The 25,695-nt window shown below is 49.6% G+C and carries 15 protein-coding genes; 8 read left to right on the top strand and 7 right to left on the bottom strand.

Translation table 11 applies throughout. From position 1 onward, the window contains the following. Positions 1–86 precede the first annotated feature (86 nt). Genes H6F88_RS32585 through H6F88_RS05065 form a run of 4 tightly spaced genes read left to right on the top strand, consistent with a single transcriptional unit; the run spans position 87 to position 7,831 of the window. Positions 87–3,449: a PAS domain S-box protein gene (locus H6F88_RS32585; RefSeq protein ID WP_199333456.1), complete on the top strand. Its 3,363-nt coding sequence runs from the start codon at positions 87–89 to the stop codon at positions 3,447–3,449. After that, positions 3,439–3,819 carry a response regulator gene (locus tag H6F88_RS05075; protein WP_190641665.1) on the top strand — a complete coding sequence of 127 codons (381 nt, stop codon included), beginning with the start codon at positions 3,439–3,441 and terminating at the stop codon, positions 3,817–3,819. Before H6F88_RS32585 ends, H6F88_RS05075 begins: the two co-directional genes overlap by 11 nt. Positions 3,820–3,821: 2 nt before the next feature. Then, complete coding sequence (locus H6F88_RS05070) at positions 3,822–5,474, top strand: EAL domain-containing protein (RefSeq protein ID WP_190641664.1); 1,653 nt, start codon at positions 3,822–3,824, stop codon at positions 5,472–5,474. Positions 5,475–5,485: 11 nt separating this feature from the next. After that, a complete protein-coding gene (locus H6F88_RS05065) occupies positions 5,486–7,831 on the top strand; it encodes a CHASE2 domain-containing protein (RefSeq protein WP_190641663.1) in 2,346 nt (781 codons plus the stop codon). Positions 7,832–7,835: 4 nt separating this feature from the next. On the opposite strand, the gene H6F88_RS05060 is transcribed toward H6F88_RS05065, so the two are convergent. Continuing rightward, on the bottom strand, positions 7,836–8,714 hold the full coding sequence (locus H6F88_RS05060) for a hypothetical protein (RefSeq protein WP_190641662.1): 879 nt from the start codon (positions 8,712–8,714) through the stop codon (positions 7,836–7,838). Between the two features lie 281 nt (positions 8,715–8,995). Next, complete coding sequence (locus tag H6F88_RS05055; protein WP_190641661.1) at positions 8,996–10,012, bottom strand: fatty acid desaturase; 1,017 nt, start codon at positions 10,010–10,012, stop codon at positions 8,996–8,998. A gap of 120 nt (positions 10,013–10,132) precedes the next feature. On the opposite strand from H6F88_RS05055, the gene solA reads away from it, so the two are divergent. Next, positions 10,133–11,281 carry an N-methyl-L-tryptophan oxidase gene (gene solA, locus H6F88_RS05050; RefSeq protein ID WP_190641660.1) on the top strand — a complete coding sequence of 383 codons (1,149 nt, stop codon included), beginning with the start codon at positions 10,133–10,135 and terminating at the stop codon, positions 11,279–11,281. A gap of 235 nt (positions 11,282–11,516) precedes the next feature. Here solA and H6F88_RS05045 read toward each other — a convergent pair whose 3' ends face one another. The 5 genes from H6F88_RS05045 to H6F88_RS05025 all read right to left on the bottom strand — a co-directional run bounded on the left by H6F88_RS05045 (position 11,517) and on the right by H6F88_RS05025 (position 21,296). Next, positions 11,517–11,780: a helix-turn-helix transcriptional regulator gene (locus H6F88_RS05045; protein ID WP_190641659.1), complete on the bottom strand. Its 264-nt coding sequence runs from the start codon at positions 11,778–11,780 to the stop codon at positions 11,517–11,519. A gap of 150 nt (positions 11,781–11,930) precedes the next feature. Further along, a complete protein-coding gene (gene clpB / locus H6F88_RS05040) occupies positions 11,931–14,552 on the bottom strand; it encodes an ATP-dependent chaperone ClpB (RefSeq protein ID WP_190641658.1) in 2,622 nt (873 codons plus the stop codon). 206 nt (positions 14,553–14,758) lie between these two features. Beyond that, positions 14,759–15,544 (bottom strand): Uma2 family endonuclease, encoded by a 786-nt coding sequence (locus tag H6F88_RS05035; RefSeq protein WP_190641657.1) that lies wholly within the window; start codon positions 15,542–15,544, stop codon positions 14,759–14,761. 618 nt (positions 15,545–16,162) lie between these two features. After that, complete coding sequence (locus H6F88_RS05030; protein WP_242050401.1) at positions 16,163–17,590, bottom strand: glycoside hydrolase 100 family protein; 1,428 nt, start codon at positions 17,588–17,590, stop codon at positions 16,163–16,165. Positions 17,591–18,470: 880 nt separating this feature from the next. After that, a complete protein-coding gene (locus H6F88_RS05025; RefSeq protein WP_190641656.1) occupies positions 18,471–21,296 on the bottom strand; it encodes a GAF domain-containing protein in 2,826 nt (941 codons plus the stop codon). 522 nt (positions 21,297–21,818) lie between these two features. Between H6F88_RS05025 and H6F88_RS05020 the strand changes: the two genes are divergently transcribed. From H6F88_RS05020 to H6F88_RS05010, 3 genes are all read left to right on the top strand, one after another. Next, positions 21,819–23,018: a quinone-dependent dihydroorotate dehydrogenase gene (locus tag H6F88_RS05020; RefSeq protein WP_190641655.1), complete on the top strand. Its 1,200-nt coding sequence runs from the start codon at positions 21,819–21,821 to the stop codon at positions 23,016–23,018. A 428-nt stretch (positions 23,019–23,446) separates the two neighbouring features. Beyond that, entirely contained in the window at positions 23,447–24,736 is a 1,290-nt protein-coding gene (locus tag H6F88_RS05015) for a glucose-1-phosphate adenylyltransferase (RefSeq protein ID WP_190641654.1), read from the top strand. 345 nt (positions 24,737–25,081) lie between these two features. Then, complete coding sequence (locus tag H6F88_RS05010) at positions 25,082–25,666, top strand: AAA family ATPase (RefSeq protein WP_190641653.1); 585 nt, start codon at positions 25,082–25,084, stop codon at positions 25,664–25,666. The last annotated feature ends 29 nt before the right edge of the window (positions 25,667–25,695 follow it).

The following is a 25,695-nucleotide window of genomic DNA, read 5'->3' as shown; positions in this document are numbered from 1 at the left end:
AAATCCAAAGCTGTGCAAATTTTGCGAAACCATTCATACAGACCTGCACCTTTGCGCTGGTGAGCTTCAGGATAGTTCTCAAGAATATGGTCAATGCTCCCTTACCTGCTAACGAGTCAGATAGACTGCAAGCGCTTCACCAGTACAGAATTTTGGATACTGCGGCGGAACGCGGGTTTGATGACATTACCCAACTCGCTGCCCAAATTTGTCAGACTCCGATCGCCTTGGTCGGTTTGTTAGAAGGCGATCGCCAATGGTTTAAGTCCAAAGTTGGTTTGGAAACGCCCCAGGTACCCCGAAATATTGCTTTCTGTAGCTACACTATTGGGCAATCAATGCTGATTGTTCCGGATACCTTGGCTGATCCAAGGTTTACAGACAATCCGCTGGTGACAAACGATCCCCACATTCGATTCTACGCTGGGGTGACGCTACTGACCTCTGAAGGATACGCTCTCGGAACTTTGTGTGTACTGGATCGGGTGCCACGGGAGCTAACCGCCGAGCAGGTGGAGGCACTGAAGGTTTTAGGACAACAGGCTGCTCGGCAACTTGAACTACGTCGAAACTTGACCGACCTAGAACGAATGGCGATCGAGCGCAGGAAAACAAAGCGCCACGGTCCTTTTCGGCAAAGGCTAGCGTTAGGGTTTGGTGTGGTTGCAGCACTGGCAATTGGAATGAGTGCGATCGCCCACCGAGGTGAATTTCTGCTGATCACTTCTCTTAACATTGGAGCTTTAACGCTGTTTTTCTCTCTGATTCGTCAGGAGATGGCTAAACATCGGCAAATAGAAGTCAAGCTAGAGCAAGAGCGTGACTTTAGTGCGGCAGTACTCGACACTGTTGGAGCTCTGGTCGTTGTTCTCAACCCTCAAGGGGAAATTATTCGCTTTAACAACCGCTGCGTCCAAACAACGGGCTTCGCTTTTGAGGAAGTTAGACATAAGCCCTTTTGGAACGTGTTTCTGACTGCTGAAGAGATAGAACCCGTCAAAGCAGAATTTTTCAGCTTAAAGGTAGGTCAGTTTCCAAACACCTACGAGAATTATTGGTTGACCAAATGGGGAGAGCAGCGGCTAATTGCCTGGTCAAATACTGCACTGCTGAATCCAAAAGGGGCGGTGGAATACATCATTGGAACTGGGATTGACATCACCGAACGCCGTCAGGCGGAGTTAGCCCTACAAAAGAGTGAAACGACCACTCACGCCTTGCTGGAAGTAATTCCCGACTTGTTGATTCGGATGAATCGAAACGGCACATACCTAGATTTTGTCTCAGCTAAAGATGGAGCAAAGTTTGCCCCATTTAACAAAATGCAGGGTAGGAATGTTTACGAGTGCATACCACTTGAGCTGGCTCATCAACGAATGCAGTATGTAAATCGCGCTCTGCAAACAGGTGAGATGCAGATTTATGAGTTTCAGTTTCAGATGGCTGGAGTACTACACACGCAAGAAGCTCGAATAGTAGTTAGCGGTGAAGACGAAGTGCTGGTAATCGTCAGAGACATCAGCGATCGCAAGCAGGCTGAGGCGGCGCTAGCTCAACTGGCTGCAATTGTTGAATCTTCTGATGATGCTATTCTCAGCACCAGCCTCGACTCTCGGATTACAAGCTGGAACCTGGGGGCAGAAAAAATTTACGGCTACTCAGCCGAGGAAGCGCTAGGGCAAACCGTTACATCATTGCTGCTGCCGCCTAATGAAGATGAGCGATCGCCCATTCCTGAGAGCCTGCAACCGCAAACCCACCTTGATTACTACAAAACCCGACATCGGCGTAAAGATGGCAGGCTGATTGACGTATTTCTAACCCTGTCTCCAGTAAAAGACCAGACTGGCAAAATTACGGGGGCTTCGATGATTGGGCGAGATGTTAGCGATCGCACTGCTATAGAGCGCATGAAAGATGAGTTTATTTCTACGGTCAGTCATGAACTCCGCACACCGCTGACTTCTTTGCGAGGGTCTCTGGGGTTGTTGCTGACTGGCAAAATGGGCACCCTAACTGAAAAAGGGCATCGCATGTTAGAGATTGCTGTCAACAATAGCGATCGCCTGATTCGCCTAATTAACGACATCCTTGACCTGGAGCGTCTAGAATCTGATAAATTCACCCTGCATCAGCAGTCTTGTAATGCGGCTGATTTGCTGCGACAGGTAGCTGAAATGATGCAGCCCATGTCTGAAAGGGCAGGCGTGACTCTCTGCTGCTCCAGCATTTCGGTCAGCATCAATGTTGACCCTGATCGATTGATTCAGGTTTTTACCAATCTAATTAGCAACGCGATTAAGTTTTCGGCTGCGGGTAGCACTGTCTGGCTGACCGCAGAAACTTACGTTCCACCGGGATCAAAAGACAGTAGTGCCAAACCTCCTATGCTTCTGATTTCGGTCAAAGATCAGGGGCGTGGCATTCCTCCAGAAAAGCTAGAGTCTATCTTTGAGCGGTTTCAGCAGGTTGATGCTTCTGATTCACGGCAAAAAGGCGGAACAGGGCTAGGGTTGGCGATTTGCCGCAATATCGTCAGGCAACACGGCGGCAAAATTTGGGTAGAAAGTGGGTTGGGTGAAGGGAGTTGCTTTTATCTGACGTTGCCCCTAGCTGAGTCCAATGGGTTGAAAGGGTTGATTGTTGGCAACAAGCAATCCATTGTGATGTGCCACGATGCGTCAACTCATTTTGAGACGCTGCAAGGTTTGCTGGAGCAACAGAATTATCAGGTGGTTGTCGTTAAGTCGGTGAAAGAGGCGATCGCCAGAGCAGCAGCCTTGCAGCCAACGGCGATTTTGCTGGACTTAGATAATCCTAAGACGGATGACTGGGAACTGCTGACGCTGCTAAAACAGCGCAATAGCATTCCAGATATTCCCCTAATCATTTTCAGTACCCCCTCTTCACGAGTTGAGTTTGAACTATTGGGCACAATGGGTTGGGTCTATCAATCGGCTGATTATGCTTCTCTGTTTCAAATGCTGAAGCAATTCGCGATGCAGCAAGGACAGGTTGGGCGAGTGCTAATTGTAGAAGATGACCTAGACTTAACGCGAGTTTTGGCTGCGATGCTTGGTTGCCATCAGGTTCAAACTGCATATGCTCAAACTCAGCAAGCCGCCATTGAACTGTGCCAGCATTTCATTCCTGACTTGCTCGTGTTAGACCTGACTTTATCAAAGGGAAGTGGATTTGCCGTTGTAGAGTGGTTGCGCCAGCAAGAACACTTCTGCCAAATGCCATTGATAATCTACACTGCCCAAGAATTAGGAGATGTGGAGCGATCGCGTCTACACCTGAGTCACCTGGGTCAAACAGAATTCATTACCAAAAGCCGGGCTGTTCCAGAAGCGTTAGAAGCGCTAATCATGCGACTACTCAATCGAGCGACGGCAGGTGGTGAGCGGTTTAATTTAGTTAGCGGAGGTATAGCTGGTGGCAACTAAGCGAGTTCTAATTATCGATGACGAGGATGATATTCGGGAAGTTGCTCAAGCGAGTCTTGAGATGATGGGAGGATGGGAGGTGATTACTGCTAGTTCTAGCAGTGAAGGACTGGCTCTAGCTGAAGCGGAGCAGCCTGATGCGATCTTGCTAGATGTCATGCTACCTGACATGGATGGCCCGACTACGTTTCAAAAGCTCCAGTCCATGCCTGCAACGCACCAGATTCCGGTTGTGCTACTTACTGCCAAGGTGCAGGCGGCTGATCAGCGCCGATTTGCCGATTTGGGAGTGACGGCTGTATTGTCTAAACCTTTTGACCCCGTTGCGTTGGCTGGTCAGGTTGCCGCAGTGCTGGGATGGAGTCTCTAGAAATGGTTGAGCCAAACGTTGAGTCAAACTCTCAATTTTCTGAAGAAGTGCGTGGCTTTTCGCCAGAGCTGGATTCAGAGCTAGATGACATTGCTTCAGCCGTCAGCTATGAGCTAAGAACACCCCTGACCTCGATTCGGGCGGCACTGGGTTTGCTGTTGACCGGAATGCTCGGCACTTTGCCAGAAAAAGGGCAACGAATGTTGGAGATTGCGTTTAGCAATACAGAGCGCTTGATGCGTTTGGTTGATGTGCTGGAGTCTGATGTGGAAACAGACGGTGAATTTACTGCTTTTCATCAACTGTCAGGATCAGAACCTTTGCTGCATCAGTTAGCAGCATTAAGTTGGCAGCAAAAACTCTGTAATGACGAGTTAACTGCTTTACCCACGCCAATGGTGTTCATGCGGCAGTTGAGGCAGGCGATCGCCATTGCCCAAGCTGATCAAACGCTGGCAATTTTGCTAGTTGATGTCGATCGCTTCAATGTAATCAATGACAGCTTAGGACGGGAAGTCGGCGATCAATTGCTGCGGGCGATCGCTCAACGACTGATTCTAAATTTACCTCTAGTGCAGGCGATTACTCACCTGCGTGAAGATGAGTTTGGCATTTTTCTAGAACAGATTGAGGATACGAATGAGGCGATCGCCGTTGCCGAAAAAATTCAGCAAGCCTTTGCCTCACCCTTTAATTTCAATGGTCAAGACGTATTCCTCTCAGTGAGCATTGGCATCGCGACAGGCACAAAGCATGATCAGTCTGAAAATTTGCTACACAACGCCTACTCCGCTGTGTATCAGGCAAAGGCGCTAGGCAAAGCTCGTTATGAACTCTTTGATGCTGAGCTACGAGTCAAAGCATCCTCTCGACTGCGGCTAGAAACTGACCTGCGGTTAGCCCTAGCGCGCCAAGAATTTCAGCTTTACTATCAGCCGATTGTAGCGGTCGCAACCGGTAAGATCAGCGGCTTTGAAGCGCTGATTCGGTGGCGACATCCACAGCGAGGGCTGGTAACTCCAACAAAATTCATTCCATTGGCAGAAGAAATGGGGCTAGTGAGCTTGATTAGCCAGTGGGTTCTCCATCAGGCTTGCTCCCAACTGCACCAGTGGCAGCAGCAGTTTCCGAGTCAGCCACCCTTGACTATCAGCGTCAACCTCTCTGCCCAGCAGTTTTCAAAATCAGACTTACCTGAGCAGGTGCAGCAAATTCTCCAGGAGACGGGGCTAGACTCACAAAGTCTGAAAATCGAAATTACAGAAAGTGCGATTATGCACAGTCTTGAAACTGCGACTGCCGTACTGGAACAGCTCAAGGCGCTTGGGGTACAGCTTTACGTAGACGACTTTGGCACGGGATATTCTTCTCTAGCGTATTTGCATCGTCTACCGATTGATAAGCTGAAGATTGACCGTTCTTTCATTACCCGGATTGATTCTGAAGGGGAGCAGCTAGAAATCGTTAGAGCTATCGTCAAATTAGCCTGGAATCTGGGCATGGATGTTATTGCTGAAGGGGTCGAAACGGCATCGCAACTAGCGCAACTTAAGGCATTGCGCTGTGAATATGTGCAGGGCTTTTTCTTTTCTAAGCCGCTTGATCGAACGATGGCAGAAGCACTACTGCGTCAAGGTTTAGTAATTCGAGCTTAATCTGGGCAGGTATGAGGCGACTTCGGCGGATGGGGTGGCGACTATTACCAGGCGGAATCTCCTCATTGGCAGTCGTGTTTTTGGCAATGTGGGGAGGCTGGCAACCGCTGGAGCAAGCCGCCTATGTGGCGTTGTTTCGGCTGCGAGGGGCGCTGCCCTGGAATGACCAGGTGGTTGTGATTGAAATTGATGATGCGAGTCTGCGGCAACTAGGGCGTTTTCCATTTTCGCGACAGCGCTATGTCCAACTTTTAGATCGATTATCGGAGGCGCAGCCCAACATTGTGGCGTTTGACCTGATTTGGTCAGAGCCAAGTCCAAACGACTTGCAGCTTAAGGCGGCAATGGAGCGTCATGGTCTAGTTGTGTTGGCAGAAGCCTGGGATGGGCTCGGTTTACCGCTATCCCCTACGCCTGATCTGGAGGCGGGGGCGATCGCCACGGGGCACATTCTCAAGCACAGTAGCCCGGATGGCTTGACTCATGCTATCAATCTGCAAATTCAGCAGAAGCCTGCTTTATCGGTTTCAGTGCTTCAGGTTTACAGCCTGATTCAGGAGCCGATTAATCTGCCGGACTTAAACCAACCACTCCGAATAAATTGGCTGAGTCGAGTTGAGCAAGCTCCTCACTATGCATTTGTAGATGTAATTCAAGGCAAAGTGCCACTACAGGCGTTTCAAGACAAAATTGTTTTGGTTGGAGTCACCGCAACGGGCTTAGATCCTTTAGTGACACCATTTGATCAGGATTTGCCTACGAGTGGGGTTTACCTTCAGGCAACGGCAATCAACAATCTGCTACAAGGAAATTTCCTCCATGTATTTGCTCAGCGGTGGGTGCTGTTTGGGTTGCTCGTTGCGGGTCCAGTTTTAAGCTGGTGTTTGAGTCACTGGCGAACCGAGCTACAGGCAGCTGCATGGGTGGCGCTATGTCTGATTTGGGCAATCTTTGGCTTGCTGATGTTTCGAGCAAACTACTGGTTGCCGATCGCTTCACCAATTGGTCTTTTTACTGGAACGGTAGTGGTGGTGGCGGTGGGCGATCGCCTCCAACTGAATCGCTTACTCCAGCAAGAAATTGAACATCTCTGGCAAAGTCACTATCAGGATGTAGTAGTTTCTCGCAAAGACACGTTGCCGATTTCGGATTTACCTGAGAGTCCTGCTGCTTTGCATCGAGTCACTCAATTAGCAGGATTGGCAGAGCAGTTTGGACGCTCTCAGTCGGCTCAGGCGGCGATTGCTCGTAGTTTACCTATTGGGCTTTTAGCGGCAGACCTGGACGGGCAAATCTGGTTTTGCAATCCTTTAGCAGCAAAGTGGCTAGGAGTGCAAGTGGGCGATCGCCTGCATTCTCACTTGATTCCCCATTGGCTGAGCGAGGCAGAATGGCAGGTTGACCTGCATAGCCTAAAAATGTCTGGCTTTGCTCAATCCAGGCAGCTAGAACGAGGAGAAAGCTGGTTAGAAATTAAGCTAGAACCGCTGGTCTATGCGGCAGCTCCCACACAACCCACATCACCTCTAGATGGCTTGCTGCTGGTGTTGAATGACATCACTGAGCGGCAGGCGATCGCCCGGATGAAGGATGAATTTGTCTCTGTCGTCAGTCATGAACTGCGTACCCCGATTACCTCAATTCGCGGCTCACTGGGGTTATTGGGAACGGGTAAACTGGGCAGCTTGAGCGACAAAGGGCAGCGCATGTTAGAAATTGCGATCAACAACACCGATCGCTTGATTCGCCTGATTAATGACATTCTTGACCTGGAGCGCATCGAATCTGGCAAGATTACTCTGTCCAAGCAACCTTGTGACTTAGCTGACCTGATCCATCAAGCTGCCGAAACAATGCAGACAATGGCTGACACTGCTGGAGTGACGCTTTTAGTTTCTGCGGTATCGGTTCGGTTTATGGGAGATAGCGATCGCCTGCTGCAAGTCTTTACTAACCTGCTCAGCAATGCCATCAAATTCTCCCCCAAAGGCAGCACCGTTTGGCTCATCGCCGAAATCCAAAACCAATGTGCAACAACACATCAGCCCACAACTGCAATTCAATCCCCACCTGTTCCCCTCCAACCCTCAACCCCCAACCCCCAATCGCCAACCCCCACCCTCCTGATTCGCATCAAAGACCAGGGACGCGGCATTCCGGCCGACAAACTCGATCTAATCTTTGAGCGATTTCAGCAGGTTGATGTGTCTGATGCTCGTCAAAAGGGAGGAACGGGACTGGGTCTACCGATTTGTAGTGCGATTGTAGAACAGCATGACGGCAAAATTTGGGTGGAAAGCCAGTTGAGCGTGGGTAGTACTTTTTACGTTATGCTGCCAGGAACAATGGATGTGTAGAAGCTCAGGGATTGAGCAATCGCCACGTATCGGCTAACGTTTTGGCAATCGGTTTGATGACTTCACCATCAGTCCAATATTCATTGTGAGATGTGGGATTCCAATTTTGCAACATCCCGCCCGCATTCACTTTTTTATCCTTCACGACCCGCTTGTATTTCTCATTAATGTTTTGAATTGGATAACCTAATAAGTCATCTTCATCGTAAAAGTTGACCCATTCCCCTCTGAGGTTGGGGTAATGCTGTGAAAGTTTAGGTGAAGGAACAGTAATTGGGGTGCCAAAGTCTTTGTGGCGCAATGACCAGAAGGCAATTTGACTACCAAAGGTGTAAAACAGGGATAAGGTTTCACCTTTCTCTAAAGGCGTGTTGCCTATGGATATCTGTGCCTGGTTATTTTGCAAATCCCAAATGTAGTTGCTGGCGATTGTAGAACCCAAGCTGTGAGCCACAATGCACAGTGGTGCTTTATCACCAGCACTGGTAGCTAGTTTCTTTAAAGTATCGGCAAAACACTGGTGAATGCCGTCGTAGATGTGGCGGTCAGAGGCTGCGGAGGAAGAAGTCACTTGATAGGCAACGCTGTCGGATAGGGAGTGAAAAATAAACTCACCGAGTCGGAAGAATTTTTTGAGCTTGCCTTCAATCTGGAGGCGATCGCACAATTCATCTTGAATTGTTTGCACTACCTCAGCCCAGTAGATTGGCTCGATCACCAGTTTTACGTCAATCGTGTCAACTTCCTCATCTAACACTTCGGCAAGCTCTGACTTTAGCTTTTTTGCAAATCCACTAGTAAATTTGGGGCTATCTTTTTGAGCAAATTCAGGATTTGCTTCTCCAATGCCGTGAATTACCGCGACTGCAATCTTTTGAGGCATAAAGGCTCCATTTGTAGAAATATTCTAGGGTTATGTGTTAGTGCAACGTTGAATTGAACCCGTTATCAACGTTATGCATAATGCAGGACAATGCCAAGCCCCTAAGCGGGTGATGTGTATTGCTGAAAATTGGGATAATAAAGAAGGGACACGAAATCTCGTATCCCTCTGCATAATCTATTCACTTACAGAATTACCATCGGCGTTGTTGATTTGAAGCAAAGCGGGACCCGACAAAACTCAAGTAAGTGCCAGGTTGCACATTGTTTTACTCACATCCATCAATAAACTAAAAACGAAACGCCAACTGCACCGTAGAAAGTATCTGGTGTAGGGCTTCCTTGATGGTCTACCGCCTGTCCTTGCCCTGAAAAGATACGGGTCACTCGGAAACGATGATAGTTGTCCAATAGTTGAGCTAGGGAAACGTAGTGAACTTCTTCACCACTGAATAGTTCTGCATCCAGTTCAGGCAATGAATGCCAGGGACATTTCATCAGTTCATGGTGAGCATTGTGATAACCAAAGTTAAGCAACAGCAAGTTCAGCCAGGGATAGCGTTGAGAAAGTAGTGTCGAGAAAGTGTTTGCCTGTTCATGGGCGCAATCGCGCTCTGGTAGAGGCGTTCCGGGTGGAAAAACCTCATAGGTATGCTGAAATGCATCCATCCACCGCAACACTGTAATCATGCCAATGTAAGACAAGAAGTAAAGTAACAGTGCTTTCGGTGAAACAATTGCCAATAGTGTAAACAAACTGCCACGAATCAGTAGTAGCGCAGCCACACGTAACCGCTCATCCTGACGTTCAGGATCTTGAAATGTGTTGAAAATAGAGCGCCATTGCAACCAGAATGAGATCACTGGAACGTAAAGCCATTCCAATGCGAGGATGGTTTGCCGCAACAGCTTCGGCATTTGTTCCAGCGTTTCAGCCAGGTCGAACGCAGAAAAATCCACCCGATCAATGTGATGAGCGATGTGACGTTTTGCTAGCTTGTCAAAGCGCCCGTAGCAGCCACCCGTAATCCACAGCACTAGGGTGCCAAAGATGGCATTCCAGCGCCGATTCCCAAAAATGGTACTGTGCATGAATTCGTGTGACAGGTAAGCTGAGAAGACTAAGCCGTGAGTCAACAGCACGACCCCGGCGGCATTAGTCCAACCGCTAGGCAACAGCAGCAGAGAGATTCCACCGATATAGCTCAACAAGCTGTAGAGAATGGCGATCGCATTCCACAGTGGCTTTTGGCGATGCACATATAGATTAACGTTGACAGTTGCAGGAAGAGTAACCATAAGCTGTTAAACGCTGGACTCCATCTTTTTGAGAACACTAAAAGAGTTCTACACATTGTGCCTGTATTGTAGATAAACCAGTCCACTGATCGAGTCACCGTTTCCTGACTTAATAGCCTTATGTCTGCAAACGTTAACGAATTTGATGCGATCGTGCTGGGTGCAGGCGCGATGGGTAGTGCCGCAGCCTATTACTTAACTCAGGCTAGACAGCGCGTTTTGCTGTTAGACCAGTTTGAACTGGATCATCAGAAGGGCAGTTCTCATGGACTGTCACGGGTCATTCGCTATTCCTACGACAATCCAATTTATGTGAACCTGATGCGCGATGCCTATCCGCTCTGGTTTGCGCTGCAAGAAGCAGCCGGAGAACAGCTCTATTTCAAAACGGGAGGAATTGATTTTGGCTTGCCCTCAGAACCAACGATGCAAAACTTGAAAGCCAGCCTGAAGCAAACTAATCTACCGCACGATCGCCTCTCTACCCGCGAAGCCCAAAAGCTTTTCCCCCAGTTTCGGTTTGACGAGGGAATGGAGGTGATTTACCAGGAATACACAGGCTTTTTGGCTGCTTCCCGCTGCGTGTTGACCCATATTCGCTTGGCTCAGGCAAGTGGCGCAACGGTGCTAGATCAAACTCCGGTTAGTCGGATTGGGGTGAAGGGCGATCGCGTCGAGGTGCAAACCGCTAGGGGAAGTTATGGGGGCGATCGCCTGATCATCACAGCAGGCAGTTGGGCAAAAAGAATATTGGCAGAACAGGGAATCGATCTACCGCTCAAAGTAATGCCCTGCCAACTCGTCTTTTTTGAACCCGATAACCCGACAGACTATCAGCCAGGACGCTTTCCGGTATTTATCGCTCACCTGAACGCAGACTATGGTGAGACTCCTTACGGCATTCCTACTTATCAAGGCTCTGGCGTAAAAATTACTCCGTTTTACGGTTGGAAGACTGTTAGCGATCCGAGTGAAGTAGATTACACGCCCGACCTGGAATGGATTGAACGCTTACGAGAATTTCCCCGTCGCTACATTCCTGGTGCCAATGGCAAACTGGTTTCTACCCGTCGCTGTCTTTACACTGTGACTCCAGACAAACATTTTGTAATCGATCGCCATCCTAACTATCCTCAAATCGTCATTAGTGCAGGCTTTTCAGGGCATGGGTTTAAGTTCAGTACATTAGTGGGCAAGATTTTGATGGAGTTGGCGATCGCAGGTAAAACTGACCACGATGTAAGCCTATTCAAACTTTCTCGCTTCTAAAGTCACAAATTAATCATAGAAAGCCTGAGGACAAATTACACTTACTCAAAACCCTTACCCATTTGAATCATTGAAGGTACACATCTGACGGACTTCCTCACTGTTAGCACCAGAAGTGCCATTACTATGAGCAAAATAAGGTCGCAACTAGCTACAGCCCCGTTGTAGCAGTCCGTCCAAGTCCTAATGAGATAGGGTATAGTTAACTCGACTAAACTCTTCTCATCACCTTAATTCAACTCCCGAAGGATATCAAATGGGTTCTATAGCGAGTAAACAGTTCAATTAACTCATCTCGACGAGAATAGTGTTCTCCTTCCAGGTTGCTCAAGCCAAATTCCTTATGAATATTGGCAAGATGACGGCGAACGGTTGAAGGTTCTACACAGAGTGTGGTGGCGATCGCCTCGTCCGTCTCTCCTGCCAGAAAACCTTGCAGGACTTTGCGCTGTCGAGGCGTTAGCTCTTCAAAAATGGCGTTAAAGTTTGCTTCCCTCATGTCTTTAATCCTATGAGAGAGGCAAACGCTTTGAGCCATTTGTGCAAAAGAATGCACAGATTTTAAGGTACTCCAGTTCAGTTTTTGGGGACTAAAAAAGGGTGGTCATTAACCACCCTCTAACACTGTTGAAAATTTTGGCGTAGATAATTACATCGTCACCAGTTCAGCAGGCAGGCGTTTGAAGGCCAGCCGCTCGTTTTCGACATCTACGAAGATGGTGTCGTTGTCAATAAATTCGCCGCGCAGGATGTGTTTAGCGATCTGGGTTTCGAGTTCGCGTTGGATGGCTCGCTTCAGCGGACGGGCACCAAATACGGGGTCGTAGCCAACTTCGGCGAGGAAGTCGAGGGCAGATTCGGAGAGACGCAGGGACATTTTACGATCGCTCAACCGTTTCGCCAACCGCTGTACCTGGAGCTTGACGATTTCGCGCAGTTCCGACTTCTTCAAGCTGTGGAAGATGATGATTTCATCAATCCGGTTGAGGAATTCGGGACGGAAGCTGGTTCGCATCGCTTCCATGACGCGCGATCGCATCTCTTCATAACGGGCATCATCGGCTGCCACATCAAGAATGTATTGAGAGCCAATATTGCTAGTCATGATGATCACGGTGTTTTTGAAGTCCACTGTGCGGCCTTGTGAGTCAGTGACGCGGCCGTCATCAAGAATTTGCAGCATGACGTTAAACACGTCGGGGTGTGCCTTCTCAATTTCGTCAAACAAAATCACGGCGTAGGGGCGACGACGAATTGCTTCGGTCAACTGTCCGCCTTCTTCGTAGCCCACGTATCCAGGAGGCGCACCGATTAGGCGAGAGACGGCGTGTTTCTCCATGTACTCGGACATGTCGATTCGCACCATTGCCTCTTCGGTGTCAAACAGATAGGCAGCAAGGGCTTTAGCCAATTCTGTCTTGCCGACTCCGGTGGGACCGAGGAAGATGAAGCTAGCAGTGGGACGGTTAGGGTCAGCTAGTCCGGCACGAGAACGCTGGATTGAGTCAGCTACGGCAGTGACGGCTTCTTCCTGACCAATTACCCGACGGTGCAGTTCGTCTTCCAGTTGCAGAAGTTTTTGCATCTCGGATTCGACCAGCTTGCTAACAGGAATGCCTGTCCACTTGGAAATGATTTCGGCAATGTCGGCTTCGGTGACTTCTTCACGGAGCAGCGATCGCCCGGTCTTTTGGGTCAACTCCAGTTTTTCTTCCGTTTCCTCGAGCTTGCGCTGGAGGTCGGTGAGTTTGCCGTAGCGCAGTTCTGCGGCTCGGTTCAGGTCATAGTCGCGCTCTGCTTGGGGAATTTCGACGTTAACAATGTGGTCGATTTCCTCTTTCAAAGATTTGCGCTGTTCCAGGACTTCTTTTTCTGCCTGCCACTGGGCATTAAGGGCGCTTTGCTCTTCTTTCAGGTCAGCCAGTTCGCGATCGAGCCTATCTACCCGTTCTCTGGAGGCGGGGTCAACTTCCTTTCGCAGCGATAGCTTTTCCATTTCGAGCTGCAAAATTTTGCGATCGACCTCGTCCAGTTCATCAGGCTTAGAGGTGCTTTCCATTTTTAGCTTGGCGGCGGCTTCGTCCACCAGGTCAATCGCTTTGTCAGGTAGGAAGCGATCGCTGATGTACCGGGTGGAAAGCGTCGCCGCCGCAATCAATGCACTGTCAGAAATTTTGACGTTATGGTGCGTTTCGTAGCGGTCTTTCAGCCCGCGCAAAATTGAGACAGTATCTTCAATCGTCGGCTGGTCAATGTAAACCTGCTGGAAACGGCGCTCCAAGGCAGCATCCTTTTCAATGTACTTGCGGTACTCATCCAGGGTGGTTGCACCGATACAGCGCAGTTCGCCCCGTGCCAACATTGGCTTGAGCAGGTTTCCGGCATCCATTGCGCCCTGAGTTGCACCTGCGCCGACGACGGTGTGAATTTCATCAATAAACATGATGATCTGACCGCGAGAGTCGGTGACTTCCTTGAGAACGGCTTTCAGACGCTCTTCAAATTCGCCCCGATATTTGGCTCCGGCAATCAGTGCTCCCATGTCAAGAGCGATCAGTTTGCGATCGCGCAAGGATTCCGGCACATCGCCTTTGACAATCCGCTGAGCCAGACCTTCAGCAATGGCAGTTTTACCCACACCGGGTTCACCAATCAGCACTGGGTTATTTTTGGTGCGGCGAGAGAGAATTTGAATGGTGCGGCGAATTTCATCGTCTCGACCAATCACGGGGTCGAGTTTACCTTGACGGGCATATTCGGTGAGATCCCGCCCATATTTCTCCAGCGCGTCGTATTTGCCTTCTGGATTTTGGTCGGTCACTTTCTGGTTCCCCCGGATCTGCTGGATGATGGTCTTTAGTTTCGCTTCGTCTAGCTTAAACTCTTGGAACAGAGCCTTTCCAAAGCGGTCGTCTCTGGCATAGGCTAGCAAGAGATGCTCAATGGAAATGTATTCGTCGCCAAAGTTTTTGCGGATTTCGTCAGCCCGATCGAGCAGGGTATCAAGCGATCGCCCCAAATACACTGAGGTGCCGCTCCCCGACACTTTGGGCTTGCTGTTAACGAATTCTTCAGTATAGTCACGCAGCCGCTCAACGTTCACCCCAGCTTTGTTGAAGATGCTGGTAGCGAGTCCTTCTTTTTCGAGCAGCGATCGCATCAGATGCTCCGTCTCAATCTGCTGCTGCTGCGCCTGCTTGACCAGGTCGGGAGTGCGGGCGATCGCCTCCCATGCTTTTTCTGTAAATTGATTCGGGTTAGTAGGTTGCATAGGCGTTCGGGAGTCAGGAACTATAAGAGCGGAATTGAGTAGTGAGTTTTGAGTTTTAGAAGCAATTCAAAATTCATAACTCAAAATTCAAAACTCCAGATCATTCTCACTAGCGTATGAATTAATTGTAGGAAGTAAGGGGCGATCGCTAGGATCGGTGTTCACGCCTGCTTAGAGGGGTATTGCCGCCCAATTCTCCTTTTGATTCAAACTTCTGGCTCTATACCCAAAGCTCTTAACTGAGCCGCCAAATGCTCAGCCCGTTGGCTTTCTTGTTCAGCTCGTAAATGCTCTTGTTCAGCTCGCAAATGCTCTTGTTCAGCTCGCAAATGCTCTTGTTCAGTCCGTTCTTCCCCGGTCAACAGCAGGTTTCCTTGGTCATCCCACCAGCGCAACCAGGGTAGATCTAGATTTCTATATTGCCCTTGCCAAATGCCCAGTTCTACACCCATTTGCGGCAAGGCATAGTGTCCTCGCTCATTTGCAGGCAATAGCTCATAGTGATTTTCAATGAAGTGATACACCTCAACGCTGGCTTGCTTCACTTCGTAAATGCCGTAAAATGCTGGGCGAATAACTTGTTCATAAATCCAAAATTTGCCCTTCCAGGGCGTTTTGTCTCGCTCTTCAGAGCCGTTACCCGAGACAAATTCCAGCACGATTAGAGGGGCAATGTGTTCTTGCCACAGCACATAGGAGCGACGAACTTCTCCATTCAGGGTTGGTGGCACGTTGGGTACATAGAACCAGTCGGGTGCTTCTGCGCCGCGTTCGGGTGGCTCAGTGATCCGCCAGTAAATGCCAGAGTCCTGACCAATACAGAATTGGGCCTCGGGGTGCAGGCGTTCCAGGGTGGACCAAATCGATGCCGTCAGCAAAATGCTCTGGGGATGCTCCTGAAAGTTTTTTACAAACGTACCGTCCGACTCAGGAAGCTGGGTGTGGTCGGGCGGCGGCTCAAATTTGACGGGATCTGTGAACGCAGAAGTCATCGCAACACCTGCACCGTGGGTTTGCTTTGTATTGTAATCATTTAGCGTTTGCGGGACGACAAAACTTGTTCCCAAGGTAAACTCTGGGAACGAGTTTTGTAAGAAATTTGGTAGCGAGCAAAATCTGTGAGAGGCGTAGCATTCGGCAGATAGCCCTGGAGTAGTCCCAGAGTCCTTGCCCCGCTACGCCCTTAATAGGAGTCTTCGCTATCCCTGTGACTGACGAACTCCCAGAACTATGGGTATGTCGTAGTAGCGCGTCAAGCTTAGAACGTTGGGTTTCGCTGCGCTTCACCCAACCTACCTAACGTGAGTTCGGGTTAAGCTAAACGCTGCAAGGTTTGGTATAAAAGGCTTTAGGCAAAGGGTATTGCTGTAGGCTCTTCTCAATAAGGTTGTTTATTGAGAAAAATTGCATCTGTGGACCTTGCTGACAATAGCTTGATTCACTGCAACGAAATGAGGTACGAAAAATCAGGGGTTCTGACGATTTCTTATCCCGAACTCACGTTACCTAACTACAACCAGTAGAACCATAAGTTGGGTGGAGCAGAGCGGAACCCAACCCTTTAGGCTTGCCGCGCTACTACATCAGGAGATTGTCAGTCAACCAGGTCCCTATCCACACCGATATTCTGAAAGAATGCCAAGTAGCTCTTGCATTTCAGGATCTTCATCGAAACTGATCAGCTTCATGTGATCAGGGTTTGCCATTAGCTCTTTGGCTAAAAGGTATCCGGCAACTGTCCAGGTTTGATACTTTCGAGAAGCCTTTCCGACTAAGCGACCATTGCGACCGTCATAGTATTCTGGCCATTCGTCTTCGGCTAGTCGTCTTTCGGCAATCTCGATCGCCTTCCAGCCAAGTTCTGTCCGTCCAGTTTTTTGGGCAGCGGCTACCAGCGTCCAAAGTAAGACAGGCCAGTTGCCGCCGTTGTGATACGACCAGGGTACGTTCTTGGGATCGCAGCCTGTAAGAATTTTCCATTCCAAGCCTTCGACAGCAGGAAAGCAGATTTTCATGGGCATGTAGCCAATCAAGTCGTGCCAGCGCTGCTCGATCAGATCAATGATAGATTGGCATTCTTCGACGCTGGCGAGAGAGCAGATGATCGCCATCAGGTTGCCCAGTGAGAAAAAGCGGAAATCCATTTGGGCAGGGCCAAGGTTGCCTGCCAAATAGCCGCCTCGCTCAGGCATCCATTCGGTGAGCCAGTAGGGAATGGAGTCGGGGTAAATGTTGAATTTGTTGACAGCGGCGATGCCGAATTCTTCGCCTTTATAGCGATAGATATTGTTGAGCCGCTTCAGGTCAAGCCAGTAATACTCACGAATGTGGTAGTTGAGAACGCTGAGGCGCTGGTTAATCACCTGAATATAAATGTCGCCGCGCCGACCCGGAAGCAGCAGTTCTCGTGCAGCACGCAGGGCAGCGTAGAAGAGCGCTTGAATTTCCAGCGGATGTCCGTAGACTCCCATGCGGCGATCGATCATAAACGCCCCATCTGCAACCAGAAGCGTGGGATACATATCAAAGCGATCGGCAAGGCAAAGTTTGAGAATGAGTACGATGCCGCGCTGAAATTCGGGTTGGTGGGCCAGGTCAATGTCCCCAGTGGCTTTGACGTATGCTCTAAGCAAAATCATCCACCACAAACAAGAATCAACGGGAGTGACTCTGCCGATCGCATGTTCGCCAAAGTCAGCGGCAATGTGCTGATGCCCGTTCCAAGATTCGACTTTAAAGCTGGCAGGCATGAGTCCTTGTCCTGCATTAAAGCAGTCCATCTGCTTGTCGTGACTTTGCAACGCCAGAGTTTCAATCAGAAAGTTACGCACAATTTCTGCTCTGCCGCTGATCAAAAAGAGGAGAGCGGACGAGACAAAATCTCGCACAAAACATTGGTCGTAGTTTAAGGCTTCGACTTCGCGATCGCGTGCAGCCACCGTACCAACTGGGCGATCGCCATAATAGATGATCGAGTCTTCGAGCAATTCCCAAGCCTTTTTAACCAAATCGTGCCCCAGGTCGCTTCCCATTCCCATCGTTTAACCGTCTCCCCGGTTGATTCAAATCGTTGTGGAAGTGATCGTCTTGCCACCAGGTTAAGGACTCTCTTTCTAAGCCTGCTGTGATTTAAGGCATGGCTGTGCTGTAAGCCTTCTCAAAAATCAACAGCAGATCTATGACAACATCTAGCTCAAGAAGTTTTAAGGAATAATGAAGCGGAAGACTGCTAACCGGAGTCTTTACACTTCAAACCTCTTGCTTCGTGATGAAGTTGCTCTAGAAAGAAAGAATGGCTGTTGTCAACCAAAAGACCTCAACCTTATTCAAATGGCATTCCAACTGTGCACCCTGAGTTGACGATTGCTTTATGTGGAATTTGACAACTTAAACCAAGGAAAGTTGCAGCTTGCCAGGCAAAACTTAGTCAGACTATTGAGAAAACCTAAATTTGCTTAAGTTTTTTTCCAAGCGAAGACTTCCAGGAAAGCCTGTAAGTCGGAAGGATTCCGTCTAAGTCTGTCTGACAACCTGGATCAGCTGATGCCATCGCTGTGCGATTAGCTTGATGACTTGAAAGTCTCGCGGCGCAAGGGGTTCAACTCATCAAAGGGGCTAATCATGCTGGCAGTCGCTTTTGTTGCTTGGTTCAGTAGAAATACAAGAATCTATACCGGTTTCAAGGAAACCACGTAGAATTTAGCCGCTTTCGCTGCGTGATCTCAGCATAATCACAATAATGCCTCAGCAGAGTGAATTCTTGATGAAGCGGAGGTAGGGACTGTCTTAGAAGCAGTGAAGATTAGAGCGGAGACGTAGGGAAAAAGGACGAAGGATGAGGGACTGCTGCCAGTTCCATGATTCCTTACTCTCTCAGCGCTCTGCTCGTCCCTAGCCCCCCAACCCCTACCCCTCTCTTCACCACTCATCCTGGATGCTAGTCTTTGGGACGATGACCGTGTTGGCACTGCTGCTGTCGGCGGAAATTGGAATGATTAGACGGCTGAGGATGCGGCTGTCCTCCAGCTTGTAGAGGTTAAATTCGCCGCCAATTTGCTGCATGAGGGATTGGCAGATGAATAGGTGCAAGCCGGGGGGTTGGTCGAGGGTGGAGGGGGCTAGTAGGTCTTGCGATCGCCCTGTGTGCAGTTCCTCTAATAAACGCGGCTCGATCACGCCATTGTCGGTGATGGATAGTTCTAGCCAGTGTGGGTCAAGGGTACGGCACCAGATGTCAATTCGACCGCTGATGGGTGATCGCCGACAGGCAACGGTGAGCAACTCACATAGCACAAACTCAATTTTGCAGATATCGCCACCGATAGTGACGGTTCCTTCGTTATGTACCTGAGACCAAATTTGGCGCTGCTTCATCAAAGTCTCGACCCGCTCTAGCGATCGCTTCAGCAGACTGGCTAAAGGAATCGTCTCCTGCTCGCTATGCAACTGCCACTGCTCGTTCTTCAGCAGTGGGGACATGGTCGAGAGCGTGTTGCTCAACTGCCGCAAAATTTGGTGATAGCGCATACTGGCAAGCGCATCTTTTTGGTGGCTCAGTTCGTTTAGCCGTCTCAGCCCAACGCTGAGTGATCGAGACACTTCTTCAAGCCGCCGATGCTTATACCAGTTCAATCGCTCCAAGTCCTGGCGCTGGGCGGTTAAGGCATCGGTCAAAATCAGGTAACGGCGTGACCATGCTAGTTGACTGACCAACGTTCCCAGTGCATTAAGCTGTCGCTCGGGCCAGTAGCGTTCCAGGCGATCGGCAACTAGTACAATTCCGGCAGGCTCATGCTCTGGAGCGGTCCGCATGGCGATCACCAAAATTTGTCCAATGCCTTCCCCGTTTAGCCACTGCCGAGTTTCTGGGGCGATATCATTGATGCTCAGTGGCAATAGCCCATCCGTTTGCAGTGCCCACTGGATCAGCGTATCGGTGTAAACCGGAATCTCCATGCCGGTTGCTACCGAAAACGGCTGACTGTTCGAAAACATGGCTGCAACTTTCGCAGACTTTCGCCCTGGCGACCATGTCACCAGCGTTACCAATGGTACCTGTAAGACCTGAGAAATATGCTGTACAGCCGATCGCTCCAACTGCTCTAGCTGCTGGGTTTGCTGCATCGTGGTCAAGCCCCACTGGATCGTCTGGTGAACTTTCTGCTGTTGCTCGATCTGGCGCTGAAGCTGCCACTGCCGCAGGATCAAGCCAATCTGCTGGCTTACCACTCGAATGATTTCTCGTTCTGCTCGATTCCAGGTACGGGCTGACTCATGCCCAATTACCAACAGTCCTTCTAGCGGCCGACCGATCGCCGTACTGCATACCAGAAGGGACTGCACCCCCTGTTCAAGCAAGACCTCCCGCCACGCCATCAGCTTCAGGTCATCATCAAGATTTTCTACCCCGACGGCTTCGGTGCTGCGCTGGAGCATCTGCCAGTCTACTTCATTCAGGGCTTCCAGGGGGGCAGAGAAAGGACGGCGATTTTGGGGCTGACTTTGAAAACAAATTTCAAAAATTTCCTGGTCTGCGTCGTAAAGCAGGACGATGAATCGTTCTGCCTGAAGCCGCTCACAGAGGCGATTAGCGCACTTTCTCAGGGTCGAGACCCAGTCTTCATCGCTGTAGATGGCATAGGCAACTTCAGCAGTCAGGGTTTGGTCTGTTTTGACCTGCTGAACGGTGTCTTCCATGTTTTCCAGCGGCGAGGTCAGGGCAACCAGTTGGGCGGCTCCGCGCACGTAGTTTTTTTCTTCCTCTAGCCAAATTCGAGCGCCGTTGCCCTCTAATGCCAGGAAACCGAGCAGTTCGTCTTGAAATAAAATCGGTGCAGCCAGGAGCGATCGCGCCCGAATTTGCTGCATCAGTCGCCCGGTTGTGTCCGCTTTGAGGGAACTGTGAGCTTCGCCAATGGAAACAATCTGGTCGGCAGCAAGTGCCTGGTAAAAGTTGGGTGCTTCCTGCACCGTAATCTCAGCGGCAGGTGGGTTTACGTCTGGCGTACCCAGGGTGCTTTTTTGTCTGCCCATTCTGCGCCAAAAGAAGCGCTGGTTGGGCTCAAACCAGTAAATGTTAGTGCGATCGCAGCCAATAAACTGATGTGTCTCGGTGACGATTGCCTCTAGCCGCTGATCGAGGGCAGGGAGCGATCGCATCCGTGACAGCAGGGTGAGGAGAGGAGTCCCTGGCCGCTTCGTCTGTTGTCGCTGCCAGTCTGCATCAATTTGGTAAAGTGCTGCGCCCAGCCCGCCCAGCATCATCGACAGTCTTGCCTTTTCCTCAGAGTGGGGAGAAACGCCCCACAGGTGTGACCCTAACAGCGCTACCCCAAAGCATCGGTCCTTGTAGCGAATCGGAAAAATAATCGTGCCTTGAATGTTAAATTTTTGAGCTGCCTTGCGCCATTCTCCGGCCCGTGCTTCTTCCCTTAAATCGGGCACACCCAGAAGCCGCTGCTGAATCACAACCTGCTCCAGCAAGTCACCGGGCTGTAGGGCAAGTCGCTGTTTGAGTAGAGCGACATCGCCCAAGGGAGTCTTGCCTCCTTTGCCCAGCAGACGATGATCCAGGCGATCATATAGCCCGATCCAAATCAGCGCATAATCAAATTCAGCCTGGAGATAAGTCAGAGTCGTTTCAATCAGAACGTCTGCATCTTCCTCCTCACGCAAGACTTGCAGCGCTCGTCCCAAGGCGACAAGTTGTCTCTCATAAGCAGATGGCTCTTTTTGTTGGCCCATGTCACCTAACTCCGGTTCTGTCCGGGCTGCCCCTAATGCAAGTTAACTTTGAATCGAGAAAATTGAGAATAGTGAAAGAAAAGTGATTGGAAAAATCTTACCCAAAAGCAGCCAAGCCAACACGCAGTACAGATGATGTAGAACTGCTACAGCCATCTGGTTCGGCTGCGTCCCGTCGAAGGTATGGTTTTGCTTTCCCGGTTGCCCTTTTTCCTTTACCCGATCTGCTTGAATCAAAGCACCCCAATTTTTAAACTTTTTTTGAACTTTCTGGCGTAGCAAGGCTTCTGCATCGTTCCCGCAGTTCCTTACGCTCAGATTTTTGACTGATGGTTTTTATCCTAAATTTGATGCTGGGCAAAATGTTGTGAACGATCTAGTTTGAACAATCTAATGTAGTCAAGTTGACTGATATAGACTGGTATTCTGAAGTTAGAGCATCTGGTTTGGGCAGATAGACATTTCGACATCTCCTGAACTTTAGCTGAATTCTTTAGTCGAATTAGCGACAAAATTGGCAATTTGGACATTTATCAAACGGGCATCCGTCCTCTTCTATTCTCCGGCTTAAAGGCAGATCCAGAATGGCTGCATCAGCAAACAATTAAAGTATTTAGCTGGCTGAGCCAAAATCGCGATCATGACCCTCCGCACTGGCTCTATCAGCAAATTCAGAATGCCTACTGCTTTGAACATCCTTGCCTAAAGCAAAAGCTATGGGATCTGGAGGTCACAAACCCGGTCGGGTTAGCGGCTGGCTTTGATAAAGATGGTCTGGCAGCTGGCATTTGGTCTGGTTTTGGTTTTGGTTTTGCTGAGTTGGGAACGGTAACGCTGCAGCCGCAGCCTGGCAACCCGCGCCCCCGGTTGTTTCGCCTGCCTCTAGATGGGGCGGCTCTCAATCGGATGGGATTTAATAACCAGGGCGCAGCTGCAATGGCGGTAAGGCTGGAGGCAATGGGCGATAAACAGGCGATCGCCACTAGGGTAAAAGGGCAAGGAAATGAGGGTTCTAGTTCCTTGCTGGTTGCCGATCGCCCCAACATTCCTTTGGGCATTAACTTAGGTAAGTCTAAATTAACACCGCTAGAGTCGGCTGCCGCAGATTATCTGGGCAGTTTTCGTTTGCTGAAAGACTGGGGAGACTATTTTGTCGTGAATGTGTCTTCTCCTAATACGCCAGGGTTGCGATCGCTTCAAGCAACAGAACAACTCGAACCAATCTTGCAGGTGCTACAGCAAGAAAATGACCAGCGCAAGCCAATTCTAATCAAAATTGCGCCCGATTTGGAATGGGAAGCGATCGCCGACATCCTGAACTTGGCGCAAGCACACCAACTAGCGGGCATTATCGCCACCAATACGACCATTCGCCGCGATGGGCTTAAAACCCAAATTATTAGCAAAACCGGTAAGCCCGTCACTGAAGAAGCAGGCGGCATTAGCGGTTCTCCCCTACGTCAGCGTTCGACCGAAGTGATTCGCTTTGTTTACCAGCAAACTCAGGGAAAGCTTCCCATTATTGGCGTTGGTGGTGTCTTTACCGCAGAAGATGCCTGGGAAAAAATTACTGCTGGAGCCAGTCTGGTGCAGGTCTATACAGGCTGGATTTATGAAGGTCCAGCCATGGTGCGCCGCATTTTGGAAGGGCTGGTACAAAAACTAGAGGAACATGGCTTAACCCACATTCATGAGGCGATCGGACTCAGAAATGTGGATTGAGCCCGGAAGCCATTTTGTGAAGAAGCCCTATCCGATGTACGGACGAAGCATTCGGCAAAAGAATTGTGCTTCAGGGGCAAAGGATTGTAACCGAATGCTTCGCCCTACCGATACCGATGCTTTACAGACGGGTTTGACATTAGCAGGGTCAAGCCCCCAACCTAAAATTTTTATCTTGATTCAATCATGTTCGCTTATGGGATACGAAGCCTTGCGACTAAAGCTTAGCTACCGGAGGCGAAGAATCAACAATCTTTAGTGATCTTGCGAGAGCAAATGATCTATCCTCTGGAAAATTTTGTCAAAAAAACCGCCTCTATCTAAAGAATGAGCCTTTTTCTTCCTTGATCCCCTTGCAAACTGCCACTCACAATTGGACACTGGACTTGGGAATGGAATGGCAGTTAAGAGGCAGTTAAGAGGTCATTGTGAAAAACGTATTGTCAATTATTCTGGGTGGCGGCGCGGGTACCCGCTTGTATCCGTTGACAAAACAGCGGGCAAAACCTGCCGTACCTTTAGCAGGAAAGTATCGCCTGATCGATATCCCCGTCAGCAACTGCATCAATTCAGAAATTCTCAAAATTTACGTTCTAACTCAGTTTAATTCCGCTTCTCTCAATCGCCATATTACTCGTGCCTACACCTTTCCAGGCTTTTCAGACGGTTTCGTAGAGGTGTTGGCAGCACAGCAAACTCCCGATAGCCCCAGTTGGTTTCAGGGAACGGCAGACGCGGTGCGAAAGTATCTCTGGCTGCTAGAAGAGTGGGATATTGACGAATATTTAATCTTGTCGGGCGACCATCTCTATCGAATGGACTATCGCCAGTTTGTCCAGCGGCACCGGGAAACCAATGCGGACATTACCCTCTCGGTGGTGCCAATTGATGAAAAGCGGGCTTCTAGCTTTGGTTTGATGAAGATTGATGGCTCTGGGCGGATCGTCAGCTTTTCTGAGAAACCTAAGGGCGAAGACCTGCTGCGGATGCAGGTTGACACCACAACGCTAGGACTGACGCCAGAGCAGGCTAAAGAAAGCCCCTACATTGCCTCCATGGGCATTTATGTGTTTAAGAAAGATGTTTTGATCAAGCTTTTGAAGAGATCGCTTGAGCAAACCGACTTTGGCAAAGAGATCATTCCATCCGCTGCTAAAGACCACAACATTCAGGCTTATCTGTTTGAGGGCTACTGGGAAGACATCGGAACGATCGAGTCGTTCTATGACGCAAATTTGGCGCTGACTCAACAGCCACAACCACCTTTTAGCTTCTACGACGAAGGTGCTCCGATCTATACTCGCGCCCGCTACCTGCCTCCAACCAAGCTGTTGGATTGCCAGGTGACGGAGTCGATGATTGGCGATGGCTGCATTCTCAAGAGCTGCCAGATCCATCATTCAGTGCTGGGAATTCGTACCCGCGTAGAAGCAGGCGGCGTGATTCAAGACACGCTGATTATGGGTTCGGACTATTACCAACCTTTCGCGGAGCGGCAGAGTGACTGTTCTAGCACCGACGTTCCTCTAGGAATCGGCGCAAACACCACCATCCGTCGCGCTATCGTTGACAAAAATGCTCATATTGGTTGTGATGTGCAAATTATTAACAAAGACCACGTTGAAGAAGCAGACCGTGAGAAGGATGGGTTTCATATCATCAACGGCATTGTTGTGATTCACAAGAATGCCATTATTCCTGATGGGACAGTGATTTAACACCCTCCTGTTTGTATGCTTGGAAACTGGTTGTCTGACAAAACTCCCAAAACTCCCAAAACTATGGGTTATGCCATGGTTGGGTGAAGCGAGTATGTTAACCCAACGAAATCTAGGTAAGTGTTGGGTTATGCTCTGCTCCACCCAACCTACGGTTCTACTATTCGTAAGTTGGGTAGGTTGGGTGAAGCGCAGCGTAACCCAACGTTCTAAGCTTGACGCCCTACTACATTAGAAGATTTGTCAGTCAGCTAGGGGTTAGAAGTCCTGGATTTCGGGGATTGGGGCGAAATGCAGCATTTTGGGCTTAGATAAGGCTTGCGTATACACGGTAGCCTTATCTGTATGTCCCAACTCATACTTCTGATTGGATTACCAGGAAGCGGAAAATCTACCTTGGCGCGGCGGCTTGCTGAGTCGGGAGCTTTGCTGATTTCAACCGACACAATTCGAGAACAGCTTTTTGGCGATGAGGCGATTCAGGGTTCCTGGCTTAAAATTTGGGCAGAGGTGCAGCGACAGTTTCAGCAAGCCGTTGATCAAATCAATCAGGGAAAGGCGCGATCGGCAATTTTTGACGCAACTAATGCAGTGCGGCGAAATCGGCGGCAGGTAATTGTTGCAGCCAAAGTTGCAGGTTTTACCCGAATTACAGGACTGTGGTTGGATACCGATCTAGAAACGTGTCTGGAGCGCAGCCGCAACCGCGATCGCCATGTGCCCGAAGACGTAATCTTGCGAATGCATCGCTGTTTAATGGGTGCAATACCCAGTGTGCAGGAGGGAATGCACGACTTGCTCCGCTATTCTGCCTTTCACAAAGCGAGTTATAAGTTGCTCAAGACGGCTGATCAGCTTGATTCAGAGGTTATGGTGGTCGAGGGTGTGGAAATTGCGATCGCACATCAGGCAGGAACCGAACCGCATTAAACTTGACTGCCTGGTAGCTTAGAATCAGA

Origin of the sequence: Oculatella sp. FACHB-28, assembly GCF_014696015.1 — a bacterium.
Taxonomy (GTDB): Bacteria; Cyanobacteriota; Cyanobacteriia; order Elainellales; family Elainellaceae; genus JAAUTN01.
The sequence above is the reverse complement of the archived record's forward strand: the minus strand, read 5'-3'. Positions and strand labels throughout refer to the sequence as shown.